Annotated in this window: 12 protein-coding genes; 9 read left to right on the top strand and 3 right to left on the bottom strand. The window is 47.2% G+C overall.

The genetic code is table 11. From position 1 onward, the window contains the following. The first annotated feature begins 216 nt into the window (after positions 1–216). From OOJ59_RS06125 to OOJ59_RS06115, 3 genes are read left to right on the top strand one after another with little or no spacing between them, the layout of a single operon-like run. Positions 217–1,902, top strand: a complete 1,686-nt coding sequence (locus OOJ59_RS06125) for a sensor histidine kinase (RefSeq protein ID WP_038641939.1) — start codon at positions 217–219, stop codon at positions 1,900–1,902. Then, positions 1,899–2,618 (top strand): two-component system response regulator BtsR, encoded by a 720-nt coding sequence (gene btsR, locus OOJ59_RS06120; protein WP_038641937.1) that lies wholly within the window; start codon positions 1,899–1,901, stop codon positions 2,616–2,618. Before OOJ59_RS06125 ends, btsR begins: the two co-directional genes overlap by 4 nt. A gap of 46 nt (positions 2,619–2,664) precedes the next feature. Next, entirely contained in the window at positions 2,665–3,135 is a 471-nt protein-coding gene (locus OOJ59_RS06115) for a DUF1456 family protein (protein ID WP_087856170.1), read from the top strand. Positions 3,136–3,179: 44 nt separating this feature from the next. Here OOJ59_RS06115 and OOJ59_RS06110 read toward each other — a convergent pair whose 3' ends face one another. Further along, positions 3,180–3,638, bottom strand: a complete 459-nt coding sequence (locus OOJ59_RS06110; RefSeq protein WP_038641935.1) for a YehR family lipoprotein — start codon at positions 3,636–3,638, stop codon at positions 3,180–3,182. A gap of 205 nt (positions 3,639–3,843) precedes the next feature. Next, entirely contained in the window at positions 3,844–5,877 is a 2,034-nt protein-coding gene (metG, locus tag OOJ59_RS06105; RefSeq protein ID WP_038641933.1) for a methionine--tRNA ligase, read from the bottom strand. A 164-nt stretch (positions 5,878–6,041) separates the two neighbouring features. On the opposite strand from metG, the gene apbC reads away from it, so the two are divergent. The 6 genes from apbC to OOJ59_RS06075 all read left to right on the top strand — a co-directional run bounded on the left by apbC (position 6,042) and on the right by OOJ59_RS06075 (position 12,814). After that, on the top strand, positions 6,042–7,151 hold the full coding sequence (apbC, locus tag OOJ59_RS06100; protein ID WP_038641931.1) for an iron-sulfur cluster carrier protein ApbC: 1,110 nt from the start codon (positions 6,042–6,044) through the stop codon (positions 7,149–7,151). A 265-nt stretch (positions 7,152–7,416) separates the two neighbouring features. Beyond that, on the top strand, positions 7,417–7,698 hold the full coding sequence (locus OOJ59_RS06095; protein ID WP_160956135.1) for a DUF2574 family protein: 282 nt from the start codon (positions 7,417–7,419) through the stop codon (positions 7,696–7,698). Between the two features lie 277 nt (positions 7,699–7,975). Then, a complete protein-coding gene (locus tag OOJ59_RS06090; protein WP_170973235.1) occupies positions 7,976–8,545 on the top strand; it encodes a fimbrial protein in 570 nt (189 codons plus the stop codon). 45 nt (positions 8,546–8,590) lie between these two features. Then, entirely contained in the window at positions 8,591–9,274 is a 684-nt protein-coding gene (locus tag OOJ59_RS06085) for a fimbria/pilus periplasmic chaperone (protein ID WP_085047892.1), read from the top strand. Positions 9,275–9,286: 12 nt separating this feature from the next. Continuing rightward, a complete protein-coding gene (locus tag OOJ59_RS06080) occupies positions 9,287–11,767 on the top strand; it encodes a fimbrial biogenesis outer membrane usher protein (RefSeq protein WP_160956131.1) in 2,481 nt (826 codons plus the stop codon). A gap of 9 nt (positions 11,768–11,776) precedes the next feature. Further along, positions 11,777–12,814, top strand: a complete 1,038-nt coding sequence (locus tag OOJ59_RS06075; protein WP_085047893.1) for a hypothetical protein — start codon at positions 11,777–11,779, stop codon at positions 12,812–12,814. 51 nt (positions 12,815–12,865) lie between these two features. On the opposite strand, the gene OOJ59_RS06070 is transcribed toward OOJ59_RS06075, so the two are convergent. Then, positions 12,866–13,198, bottom strand: coding sequence for an RcnB family protein (locus OOJ59_RS06070; protein ID WP_121529274.1), 333 nt, complete (start codon positions 13,196–13,198; stop codon positions 12,866–12,868). Positions 13,199–13,256 lie beyond the last annotated feature (58 nt).

Genomic DNA, 13,256 nt, shown 5'->3' with positions numbered 1-13,256 from the left:
ACTCTTGCTCGCGAGGTCCCAGTTTTACTTTAGACGCTCTTTTACGAACCAGGTAGTTTTGTCTGTTTTTTGATCAGTGAAGGGGTGAGTTTGTCGTCCTACTCGCGCTTTCGAGTGATCGTTCTCACAAATTCCTGTTTTTTTGCAACACTTCAAAGAAAGTTACGCGCAGCCCATGTATGTTACGCGCTTTTAAGTGATGTGTGGTTGGCGCGTATGTACGAGTTTAATCTGGTGTTGCTGCTGCTTCAGCAGATGTGCGTGTTTCTCGTTATCGCGTGGCTAATGAGCAAAACGCGTTTGTTTATCCCGCTGATGCAGGTCACTATCCGTCTCCCGCACAAACTGCTTTGCTATGTCACCTTTTCCATTTTCTGCATATTGGGCACCTATTTCGGGCTGCACATTGATGACTCTATTGCTAACACGCGTGCCATCGGTGCGGTGATGGGCGGGCTGCTTGGCGGTCCCGTAGTCGGTGGTTTAGTCGGTCTGACCGGTGGCTTACACCGTTATTCAATGGGCGGTATGACGGCGCTAAGCTGCATGATTTCGACCATTGTGGAAGGTTTACTCGGCGGGCTGGTGCACAGCGTGCTCACTCGTCGCGGTCGTACCGATAAAGTCTTCAGCCCGTTGACGGCGGGCGCGATTACCTTTGTGGCCGAACTGGTGCAGATGCTGATTATCTTGTTAATTGCTCGTCCGTTTGATGATGCGTTTCGGTTGGTCAGCAATATTGCCGCGCCGATGATGGTCACCAATACCGTGGGCGCAGCCCTGTTTATGCGTATATTGCTCGATAAACGGGCGATGTTTGAAAAATACACCTCCGCTTTTTCCGCTACTGCGCTCAAAGTTGCCGCCTCTACGGAAGGTATTTTGCGTCAGGGATTCAACGAGGTTAACAGCATGAAGGTGGCCCAGGTGCTGTACGAAGAGCTGGATATCGGCGCGGTGGCGATTACCGATCGTGAGAAGCTGCTGGCATTTACCGGCATTGGTGACGATCACCACCTGCCTGGTAAACCGATTTCGTCGTCGTACACTCTACGGGCAATAGAAACCGGAGAGGTGGTGTATGCCGACGGGAATGAAGTCCCTTACCGTTGTTCTTTGCATCCGCAATGCAAATTAGGCTCGACGCTGGTGATTCCGCTGCGGGGTGAAAATCAGCGGGTGATGGGGACCATCAAACTGTATGAGGCTAAAAACCGCCTCTTTAGCTCGATCAACCGCACGTTGGGGGAGGGGATCGCTCAGCTACTTTCGGCGCAAATACTGGCCGGACAGTACGAGCGGCAAAAAGCAATGCTTACGCAGTCAGAAATAAAACTCCTGCATGCCCAGGTGAATCCTCATTTTCTGTTCAATGCGCTCAACACCATCAAAGCCGTGATCCGCCGCGATAGCGAGCAGGCCAGTCAACTGGTGCAGTACCTGTCGACCTTCTTTCGCAAAAACTTAAAACGCCCGTCGGAGATTGTCACACTGGCCGATGAAATTGAGCACGTGAACGCCTATTTGCAAATTGAAAAGGCACGATTCCAGTCACGGCTACAGGTGACTTTAACGGTGCCTGATGAACTTTCGCATCAGCAATTACCGGCTTTTACCCTGCAGCCCATCGTGGAGAATGCCATTAAGCATGGTACCTCTCAGCTACTGGATACCGGAGAGGTGTCGATTACCGCCCGTCGCGAAGGACAGTATCTGATGCTGGATATTGAAGATAATGCCGGGCTGTATCAGCCAACGTCTGAGGCCAGCGGGTTGGGTATGAATCTAGTCGATAAGCGACTACGCGAGCGGTTTGGCGATGACTTTGGCATCAGCGTAGCGTGTGAACCTGACCGCTTTACCCGAATTACTTTACGACTTCCTCTGGAGGAACAGGCATGATCAAAGTGCTGATTGTCGATGACGAACCGTTAGCGCGGGAGAATCTGCGGATCCTGTTGCAGGAGCAAAGCGACATCGAGATTATCGGGGAGTGTTCGAATGCGGTGGAAGCCATCGGCGCGGTACATAAACTGCACCCGGATGTCCTGTTTCTCGATATTCAGATGCCGCGTATCAGCGGCCTGGAAATGGTCGGGATGCTTGATCCCGAACATCGTCCATACATTGTTTTCCTGACCGCGTTTGATGAGTATGCGGTCAAAGCCTTTGAAGAACACGCGTTTGATTATCTGCTCAAGCCGATTGAAGAAGCGCGGTTGGAAAAAACGCTGAGCCGTTTACGTCAGGAACGCACGAAGCAGGATGTATCGCTACTGCCCGAGCATCAGCAGCCGCTGAAGTTTATTCCGTGCAGCGGTCATAGCCGTATTTATTTGCTGCAAATGGATGATGTGGCGTTTATCAGCAGCCGTATGAGCGGCGTGTATGTCACCAGTAGCGATGGCAAAGAGGGGTTCACAGAGTTAACGCTCAGAACGCTGGAAAGCCGTACGCCACTCCTGCGCTGCCACCGCCAATATCTGGTGAATTTGGCGCAATTGCAGGAAATCCGACTGGAAGATAACGGCCAGGCCGAGCTGATTTTGCGTAACGGGCTGACCGTTCCGGTGAGTCGTCGTTATCTTAAAAGTCTAAAAGAGGCGATTGGACTGTAAAACTGATACACTGCGCGCCATTGCATCACCGACTGTTGAAGGCTCTATGCTAAGTAACGATATTCTTCGTAGCCTGCGCTACACCCTGAAAGCGAACAATAACGACATGGTGCGTATTCTTGCGCTTGCTGACATGGAATCCACCTCCGCGGGTTTTGATACCTGGATGACAAAAGAAGATGAAGACGGGTTTGTGCGTTGCCCGGATATCATTCTTTCCGGTTTTTTAAACGGTCTGATTTATCATCTGCGTGGGAAAGATGAATCAGCGCCGGAGCTGGCGCTTGAGCGTCGTGTTAATAACAATACGGTGCTGAAAAAGCTGCGTATCGCCTTTTCGCTGAAAACCGATGATATTCTGGCCATTATGACCGAGCAGAAATTTCGCGTGTCGATGCCGGAAATTACCGCCATGATGCGCGCGCCGGATCATAAAAACTATCGCGAATGCGGCGATCAGTTCCTGCGTTATTTCCTGCGCGGTTTGACCGCACGCGTACATAGCACGAAAGCATAACGAGAAAAACGGGCGACCACGATTAAAATCGGGTCGCCGACGGTTTACTTCACTTCTTTAAAACCCGCCGATTCCATTACCGTTTGCATTTGCTTCATGCTGATGTTTTTATCGGTATTCTCAGACAGCTTCATCCCGGAAATTGCCTGCAATGCTTTTACATCGACTTTTTCCATATCGATAGTGACGTTTTCCTGCGCATAGGTGTCTGAATAGGTGAGCTTTTCTTCTATGCCAGGGATGTTTTGATATTTAGCGCTTAAGGCGTCAAATACTTTTGCTGCTTCTTCTTTATTGCTGGCGCCGACCGACGCATAGCTGATTTTGCTTTCAGAGATTTGTTTCAGAACCTTATCGCCCTTATAGGTGTAAGAGACGGTAATATCCGAGCCGTTTAGGTTGGCATTAAATGTTTTTGTCTCTTCTTTATCACCACACCCCGTCAGGGAAAAAATGACAACCGACGCTACGGCAAGAGAAACTAATTTTTGAAACGCTGTCATGTAAAACTCCATTTCATGAATATCGGATGCAAAATAATAGAGCCTATGAATTTGATGGGCCCGTACGACCTTAATAGCAAAGCAGTATAGAATAAATCTAATCGCGATGGCTGAGCAGTCCGAAAATGGAGTGAAGTGACGCGTTTGAGATTAGGGGAATAGCTACTGCAAAAAAAAGCGCTGCCATTGCAGCGCTTGATAGGTCTTACTTCACCTGTTGGCCTGGTTTTGCGCCTTCGTCCGGACTTAACAGGAAGATATCTTTCCCGCCAGGACCCGCCGCCATCACCATACCTTCGGAAATACCGAAGCGCATTTTACGCGGAGCCAGGTTGGCTACCATAATGGTCTGACGTCCAATCAGAACCTGCGGATCCGGATAAGCAGAACGAATACCGGAGAAGACGTTACGCTTTTCGCCACCGAGATCCAGCGTCAGACGCAGCAGCTTGTCAGAACCGTCTACAAACTCAGCGTTTTCAATCAACGCTACGCGCAGGTCAACTTTGGCGAAATCGTCAAAGGTGATGGTTTCCTGAATCGGATCGTCCGCCAGCGGGCCGGTAACCGGTGCGGCTGCGGCTTTCACCTCTTCTTTAGACGCCTCAACCAGCGCTTCAACTTGTTTCATGTCGATGCGATTGTAGAGCGCTTTAAAGGTGTTGACCTTGTGACCGAGCAGCGGTTGCTCGATAGCATCCCAGCTGAGTTCGCTGTTCAGGAAAGCTTCAACACGCTCAGCCAGCGTCGGCAGTACCGGTTTCAGGTAAGTCATCAGCACGCGGAACAGGTTGATGCCCATCGAGCAAATTGCCTGCAGGTCCGCGTCGCGGCCTTCCTGTTTAGCCACAACCCACGGAGCCTGTTCGTCAACGTAGCGGTTTGCCACATCGGCCAGCGCCATGATCTCACGGATAGCTTTACCGAATTCACGGCTTTCCCACGCTTCGCCAATGACCGCAGCGGCATCGGTAAAGGTTTTATACAGTGCCGGATCGGCCAGTTCTGCCGCCAGCACGCCGTCAAAACGCTTGGCGATAAAACCAGCGTTACGGGAGGCCAGGTTAACCACCTTGTTGACGATATCGGCGTTAACGCGCTGGACAAAGTCTTCCAGGTTCAGGTCGATGTCATCAATACGTGAAGAGAGCTTCGCGGTGTAGTAGTAGCGCAGGCTGTCGGCGTCAAAGTGCTTCAGCCAGGTGCTGGCCTTAATAAAGGTGCCGCGAGATTTAGACATCTTCGCGCCGTTCACCGTCACATAACCGTGTACGAACAGGTTGGTCGGCTTACGGAAGTTGCTGCCTTCCAGCATGGCAGGCCAGAACAGGCTATGGAAGTAGACGATATCTTTACCGATGAAGTGATATAGCTCGGCGGTAGAGTCTTTCTTCCAGTATTCGTCAAAGCTAGTGGTGTCGCCGCGCTTATCGCACAGGTTTTTGAACGATCCCATATAGCCAATCGGCGCATCCAGCCAGACGTAGAAGTACTTGCCAGGCGCATTCGGGATTTCAAAACCGAAGTACGGTGAGTCGCGGGAAATATCCCACTGCTGCAGGCCGGCTTCAAACCATTCCTGCATTTTGTTGGCGACCTGCTCCTGCAACGCGCCGCTGCGCGTCCATGCCTGCAGCATTTCGCTAAATGACGGCAGATCAAAGAAGAAGTGTTCTGAGTCACGCATCACCGGCGTTGCGCCGGAAACGACGGATTTCGGCTCGATAAGTTCGGTCGGGCTGTAGGTTGCGCCACAGACTTCACAGTTATCGCCGTATTGATCCGCAGACTTACATTTCGGGCAGGTGCCTTTAACGAAACGGTCCGGCAGGAACATGCCTTTTTCCGGATCGTAAAGCTGGGAGATAGTGCGGTTTTTAATAAAACCGTTCTCCTTCAGGCGCGTGTAAATCAGCTCAGACAGCTCGCGGTTCTCTTCGCTATGCGTAGAGTGGTAGTTGTCATAGCTGATGTCAAAACCCGCAAAATCAGTCTGATGCTCCTGACTCATTTCACCGATCATCTGCTCTGGCGTGATCCCAAGCTGCTGTGCTTTCAGCATGATTGGCGTACCGTGGGCGTCGTCCGCGCAGATGAAGTTTACCTGGTGGCCGCGCATTCGCTGGTAACGGACCCAGACATCAGCCTGGATGTGCTCCAGCATATGGCCGAGGTGGATAGAGCCGTTGGCGTACGGCAGCGCGCACGTTACCAGAATTTTCTTCGCGACTTGAGTCATAGTGGGCAATTACTTCTTTTGTAGTGAAAAGGGCTTTGATAGTACCAAAATGGTAATTACTGCGCCAAGCGATAAGGGCATTTATCCGTAAATGAATAATTGTTGCGGTTGGAGTAAACTACCTGGTGACTATTGTATTTTCAGAACAACAAAAAGGAGTCGGGATGAACGCACAATCCCAGGCCAAATCACCAGAAACCCTGCGCGCTATGGTCGCCGGGACGCTGGCGAATTTTCAGCATTCAACCCTGAAGCATAATCTGACGACGCTTAAAGCGTTGCACCACGTCGCCTGGATGGATGACACGTTGCACGTCGAGCTGGTCATGCCCTTCGTCTGGCATAGCGCGTTTGAAGCATTAAAAGAGCAATGCAGTGCCGATCTGTTGCGTATTACCGGCGCGAAAGCGATTGACTGGAAGTTGTCACATAACATCGCCACCCTGAAACGTGTGAAAAATCAGCCGGGTATTAATGGTGTGAAAAACATCATTGCCGTCAGTTCCGGCAAAGGCGGGGTGGGTAAATCTTCCACTGCGGTGAACCTGGCGCTGGCGCTGGCTGCGGAAGGGGCAAAGGTGGGCATTCTGGACGCCGATATTTATGGCCCGTCCATCCCGACGATGCTCGGCGCGGAAAACCAGCGTCCCACATCGCCGGACGGCACCCATATGGCGCCGATTATGTCTCACGGTCTGGCGACCAACTCCATTGGATACCTGGTCACCGACGATAACGCTATGGTGTGGCGCGGGCCGATGGCCAGTAAAGCGCTATTGCAGATGCTGCAGGAAACCTTATGGCCAGATCTTGATTATCTGGTACTGGATATGCCGCCAGGCACCGGTGACATCCAACTGACGCTGGCGCAGAACATTCCGGTAACTGGGGCGGTTGTAGTGACCACGCCGCAGGATATTGCGCTGATCGATGCGAAAAAAGGCATTGTGATGTTCGAAAAAGTCGAAGTGCCGGTGTTGGGTATTGTTGAGAATATGAGTATGCATATTTGCAGCAACTGCGGGCATCATGAGCCAATCTTTGGCACCGGCGGCGCACAGAAACTGGCCGAGCAGTACCACACCCAACTGCTGGGACAAATGCCGCTGCATATTTCTCTACGTGAAGACCTCGATCGCGGTACGCCGACGGTTATCAGCCGTCCAGACAGCGAATTTACCGCCATTTACCGTGACCTTGCAGGGCGCGTGGCAGCGCAGCTGTACTGGCAGGGGGAAGTTATTCCGGGAGAGATTGCCTTCCGCGCGGTATAATTTCTGGCGTTAAAAATTATTCACCGCATCAATGATATATTGATGCGGTGAATATATAAGATGAAGAAAAAATAGAGCATTGTTTACCCTGTCTTAATAAAACATGTTTTTTTCTGAATTAAATCCGATATTCATCATTTAAATTGATCATGCCTATCCTATTGATTTAGTATTTCAATTGGTTTTCGCGTGGTAGCGCACCTATTATTACGCTAAATAACTACCCTGCATGTTAAATCGGGCTTAATACAGGAATGACGTTTAGATGAAAAAAACTTTGTCGCTGGGAATTATAGTTCTGGCTTATGGATTAAGTCTTCCCGCGTTGGGAACAGATACCGCAACCTTAACTATTAGCGGCAACGTTGTCGCGCCGACCTGCAGTACCGAAGTGGTAAATGCTCAGCTTCAACAGCGCTGCGGCAACTCCACCCACGTTTCGAGTACCGAACAAACTGTTTCATCGGTGGTGAGGGGAGTAACAACGGAACTGGTCGCTGTTCCGGGCAGCGATAATCGTCAAATTATCCTCAACCGCTACGACTAGGATACTCTCTTTCATATAGCCCACATCACTCTCATGAATGATGTGGGCTTTTTTATTTATCTTGAAAATAAATATGAATGGTAAATTACGTTAACTTATTAATTGTGTAAATAAGATTGGTTCCTGACTATTTGTTGTAATTATATTGCATTGAGTAACTTGTCTTAAATCAAAAAAACATTCCGTTTACATTGCGGTAACGATTTAAGCGTGTAGATTCTAATTACAGGAATAACACCACGTAACAAATCTAAATATGTTGATTAAGGAAGATACTATGAAACGTTCAATTATTGCTGCGGCAGTGGTAACAGGATTATTTATGAGTGGCGGGGCGTTTGCTGCTGGGGTTGAAGAAGGTACGTTAACTATTACCGGTATGGTGTCAGGTACCGCTTGTAAGTTCCTTGATACAGCAAATACCGCTACTATTAAATTAGACGATATTCCCGCTACAATACTTACTCCACTGGCCGCGGGTCAGGATACGGGGTATGGTGAAAATGAAGCAGATAAGAATTTAATTCTTGAGTGTAATAGTAGCGATAATGTCAAAATAAAAGTTGATGGTAGTGCTTTTGATTATAATAGTGTTATTGAAAATAAAGGCACAGGTCCTGCGGAGGTCGGTTTTAAATTATTTCACAAGAATGTTTTAATTACAAAAGATGGTCAGGATGAATTTAAGCTTTCAGATCTTGAACGGTTGGGTTTATCAACTGAGGGTAATACTCAATACGGGCTTCGACTTTCGGCTCGTTATGCAAAGGCTTTAGGTGCTGCGGGTGCTCCCGTTGGTACAGGTGAAGTAAAAGCAAATATAAAACTGATTGTTGTTCAGGATTAGTGTTATACCGGCAACCCTGGTTGCCGGTATAAAAAGGGAATTAAAATGAAAATATTAGGCGCGGTAATTACATTATCACTTATGACACCGGCTCAGGCAGGGATAGTGATTTATGGCACAAGAGTAATTTACCCTGCAGAAAAAAATGAAATAGTTATACAGTTGATGAACCAGGAAAAAAGCGCTTCTTTGATACAGGCCTGGATTGATGATGGTAATACAACGCTGCCACCCGAGAAGATTCAGGTACCTTTTTTGCTGACGCCTCCAGTCGCTAAAGTAGCGGGAAATTCAGGGCAGCAGCTTAAAATTAAGAAAATGCCTAATATGCTACCAAATAATAAAGAGAGTCTGTTTTATCTCAATGTGTTGGATATCCCACCCAATAATCCGGCATATGATGGTAAAAATGTACTTAAATTTGCTATGCAGAACCGGATTAAGCTCTTTTATCGTCCTGCAGGTGTTGCGCCAGTTAATAAAGAAATTTTTAAAAAATTATCGTTAAACCATAGTGGAAGAAATTTCTCTATAAAAAATAGCAGTGCTAACTGGATAACGGTCACGGAAGTTAAAGCTGGCAGTATCAAGATAAATAATGACTCGGTGATGGTTGCGCCATTATCTAGCGAATCTTTTACGGTGAAAAATAGTAATGCCAGTCAGTATAAACTAACAATTATTGATGATCATGGCAATTATATAAGTGATAACGTCAGCCTGAGATGACAGGAGCTGATTATGTTAAGGATGACCCCGCTTGCTTCTGCGATATTATTGTCTTTGTTGTCTTTTTCTGTCCTGTCGGCAGAAGAAACTTTTGATACACACTTTATGATGGGCGGGATGAAGGGCGAAAAAGTTTCTGCTTTACGCGTTGATGATAATCATCCTTTACCTGGACAATATGACGTGGATATCTACGTTAATAAACAGTGGCGCGGCAAATATGAGATTACAGTTAAAGATACGGCTGCTGAAACCTGCCTGACTCGCGATACCATCACGCGTTTAGGGATTAATACCGATAAGCTTGATAAAACCAAAAACTGCCTTTCTCTTGAGCAAGCGGTGCAGGGCGGGAGTTATCGCTGGAACATAGGAAAATTTCAGTTAGATCTTAGCGTACCCCAGGCCTACGTTGACGAGCTGGAAAATGGCTATGTGCCGCCGGAAAGCTGGGATCGCGGTATCAATGCCCTTTATACCTCCTATTATCTCAGCCAGTACAATAGCGACTATAAGAATTCTGGTAACAGCAAAAGTACCTATGCGCGATTTACCAGTGGATTAAACCTGCTGGGCTGGCAGTTGCATTCCGATGCCAGCTACAACAAAACGGATGACAGCAGCGGGGAATGGAAAAGTAACACCCTTTATCTGGAATACGGTATTCCACAAATTCTCGGCACGTTACGCGCCGGGGATATGTACACCTCATCTGATATTTTTGACTCGGTACGCTTTCGTGGGGTGCGTTTATACCGTGATATGCAGATGTTACCCAACTCAAAACAAAGCTTTACCCCGGTGGTGCAGGGGATTGCGCAGAGCAATGCGCTGGTCACTGTTGAGCAGAACGGTTTTGTGGTGTATCAGAAAGAAGTACCGCCAGGCCCGTTTTCTATCGCGGATTTGCAGTTAGCAGGGGGAGGTGCAGATCTTGATGTTAGCATCAAAGAAGCTGATGGATCGGTTACCACCTATCTGGTGCCATATGCAGCGGTACCTAACATGTTGCAGCCTGGGGTCTCAAAATATGATTTTGCCGCCGGACGTAGCCATATCGAAGGGGCAAGTAATCAGACCGACTTTGCGCAGATGAGCTATCAATATGGGTGGAGTAACCTATTAACGTTATATGGCGGTACGATGCTCGCTGATAACTATAATTCGTTCACGTTAGGAACTGGCTGGAATACCCGAATTGGCGCAATCTCCGTGGATGCGACGCGTTCACACAGTAAACAGGATAATGGTGATGTATTTGATGGGCAAAGCTATCAAATTGCTTATAATAAATATTTGACACAAACCGCCACGCGTTTTGGCCTTGCTGCCTATCGATACTCATCACGGGATTATCGGACTTTTAACGATCACGTTTGGGCCAATAATAAAGACAGCTATCATCGTGATGAAAATGATGTTTATGACATAGCGGATTATTACCGGTATGATTTTGGTCGCAAAAACAGTTTTTCCGCCAATGTGAGCCAAACTTTACCGGCGGGCTATGGTTCCTTATCACTAAGTATATTGTGGCGCGATTACTGGGAGCGTAGTGGCACGAGTAAGGATTATCAGTTGAGTTATACCAATAACTGGCAACGTATTAGCTATACCTTTTCGGCCAGCCAGACCTATGACGAGGATCATCGCGAGGATAAGCGTTTTAACCTTTTAATTTCTGTTCCGTTTGACTGGGGGGATGATATTACCTCAAGACGCCGCCAGATATATTTATCTAACTCAACGACCTTTAATAACGATGGGTTTTCCTCAAACAATACCGGACTTTCCGGGACGATGGGCGATCGCGACCAGTTTAACTATGGCGTTAACCTGAGCCATCAGCGCCAGGACAGCGAAACGACGGCAGGCACCAACTTAACCTGGAACGCACCGATTGCTAAACTAAGCGGTAGCTATAGCCAGTCTAATAAATACCGGCAGGCGGGTGGTAATATTTCGGGCGGGATAGTGGCCTGGTCCGGCGGGGTGAATCTTGCGAACCGCCTTTCCGATACTTTTGCAGTAATGCAGGCGCCGGGACTGCAAGGCGCCTACGTCAACGGGCAACGTTACCGCACCACTAACCGCAGCGGTGTGGTGTTATATGATATGTTGACCCCGTACCGGGAAAATAGCCTGACGCTGGACGTTTCTAATACCGACAGTAAAACCGAGCTATTGGGTAACCGACACAGTGCCGCGCCTTATCGCGGCGCCGTGGTGCTGGTGAAATTCGATACCGACCAACGGCAGCCCTGGTTTATTCGCGCCCAGCGCCCGGATGGTTCACCGTTAACTTTTGGTTATGAGGTGGAAGATAACCAAGGGAATAATATTGGCCTGGTCGGTCAGGGCAGCCAGCTCTTTATTCGTACCGACAGTGTGCCGCCGGAAATTAAAGTCGCAGTGGATAAACAACAGGGACTTTCATGCTCAATCTCCTTTGGTAAAACGATTGATGAAAGTAAAGTTTATATTTGTCGGTGAGGAGGAGATATGAGATTTATATGTTTGTTATTTCTTATGGTTGTATCATTTTCAAGTTTTTCTATGTGTTATGATGATGATTTTTCTTTTTTAGGAACTGCGACAAAAATTTCGGATGGGGTGGCTGTAAGTGAAGATATAGAAATAAATTTAAATGAGGCGCAGTTAAATTTATTTCAGCAAACTATTGCTCAAAATTTTAATTTTACTTCTTCAAGAAAATTCCACTGTCAATTTTCGAATAAAAATAGTAATAATTACGAACTCACTGCCATACCTCTTTATAATCATATCATGTACTATCGGATAGAGTCAGAAGATATAAGTAGTTATATATATGTCGCAGTGAGAATTATAGTGCAAAATTCCCCTGTCTTTCCACTTTCTCGAATTGCGGGGATATTGAGTCAGTATGAGTATTTTAATTTCAATGGTGGTGAAATTAATTCGAAAGGAAGCTACAGGGTAGATTATAAATTAATCAATCAAGATCCGGGAGGAACTACGTCTATAAAATTAAATAATTCAACGCTCCTTGGCGATTATATTGTTTTTACGGAGGACCGTACTGACTCTAGTCATTATTTAGCCCAAAAAATCAAGGTGAAATTTAATTATACTCCTACTACCTGTTCTTTTACTGATACTGCAGTTAGAGTTAATACTGTAAATTATAGTGATGTGAAGAATAATCTTTCATATGATGCTGATGCCGAAGTGAAAATTGATTGCGACCAAATTGTAGCCTATGCCACAAGATCAGTTCATTACAGATTCGTTTCTGATAATGCTGTCGGTAATGTTTTACCTAATGAATATACGAATAGTGATAGCGCTGGAAATATTGGCTTTGAGTTAATAAAAGATGGTTCTGTAGTTAATTTAAGCAATAATCATTATGATCTGATAGCATGGGGAGATTTAAAAGAAAACGTGGCCAGAAATACGATTATACCGCTGAAATATAAATACACTCCTTATGGAGATAAGATATTTAAAGCCGGGCAGGTACTAAGCCGTGTAAAAATTGTTATCGATTATGATTGATCACGCTATGGTATTTTACGCACTCCCTCATCAGAGTGAGTGCGTGTTTTTTCACCGATGATAAAAAATCTCGCCGTCGTAGGCTTTAATGATCTTAGCATCGGCATCATTGACCAGCACATACGCGCCGCCCATGTAGGTCCAGTGGGTGCCTGCTGTCGGTGCGGGCAGGTTGCGCAGATTCCACTGCTTAATAGTGTATTCGCTGGTGAGATACAGTGGTGGAACTTTGTCACCGGGTTTGAAATGGGTGAAGTCAGCAATAAAGCTGCTCAGCTCATATTTATCGATACCGGTGGGGGCAGCTGTTGCAGCCGGCGCGGCCCAGACGACACTGCTCGCAAGCAGGAGTGCACCCAGCAACATTTTATTCTTCATACCCATCTTCTCTACCTCTTCGGGTCATCAAAATCAGTCATGTATCATTCCTGGCTTACAGGGC

It is taken from the genome of Citrobacter sp. W9 (assembly GCF_026719375.1).
GTDB lineage: Bacteria > Pseudomonadota > Gammaproteobacteria > Enterobacterales > Enterobacteriaceae > Citrobacter > Citrobacter werkmanii.
This window is presented reverse-complemented; position numbering and strand designations above follow the sequence as displayed.

Coding starts and splice junctions, on each gene's coding strand:
- OOJ59_RS06125 (WP_038641939.1), top strand. CDS start 217: ATGTACGAGTTTAATCTGGTGTTGCTGCTGCTTCAGCAGATGTGCGTG.
- btsR (WP_038641937.1), top strand. CDS start 1,899: ATGATCAAAGTGCTGATTGTCGATGACGAACCGTTAGCGCGGGAGAAT.
- OOJ59_RS06115 (WP_087856170.1), top strand. CDS start 2,665: ATGCTAAGTAACGATATTCTTCGTAGCCTGCGCTACACCCTGAAAGCG.
- OOJ59_RS06110 (WP_038641935.1), bottom strand. CDS start 3,638: ATGACAGCGTTTCAAAAATTAGTTTCTCTTGCCGTAGCGTCGGTTGTC.
- metG (WP_038641933.1), bottom strand. CDS start 5,877: ATGACTCAAGTCGCGAAGAAAATTCTGGTAACGTGCGCGCTGCCGTAC.
- apbC (WP_038641931.1), top strand. CDS start 6,042: ATGAACGCACAATCCCAGGCCAAATCACCAGAAACCCTGCGCGCTATG.
- OOJ59_RS06095 (WP_160956135.1), top strand. CDS start 7,417: ATGAAAAAAACTTTGTCGCTGGGAATTATAGTTCTGGCTTATGGATTA.
- OOJ59_RS06090 (WP_170973235.1), top strand. CDS start 7,976: ATGAAACGTTCAATTATTGCTGCGGCAGTGGTAACAGGATTATTTATG.
- OOJ59_RS06085 (WP_085047892.1), top strand. CDS start 8,591: ATGAAAATATTAGGCGCGGTAATTACATTATCACTTATGACACCGGCT.
- OOJ59_RS06080 (WP_160956131.1), top strand. CDS start 9,287: ATGTTAAGGATGACCCCGCTTGCTTCTGCGATATTATTGTCTTTGTTG.
- OOJ59_RS06075 (WP_085047893.1), top strand. CDS start 11,777: ATGAGATTTATATGTTTGTTATTTCTTATGGTTGTATCATTTTCAAGT.
- OOJ59_RS06070 (WP_121529274.1), bottom strand. CDS start 13,198: ATGGGTATGAAGAATAAAATGTTGCTGGGTGCACTCCTGCTTGCGAGC.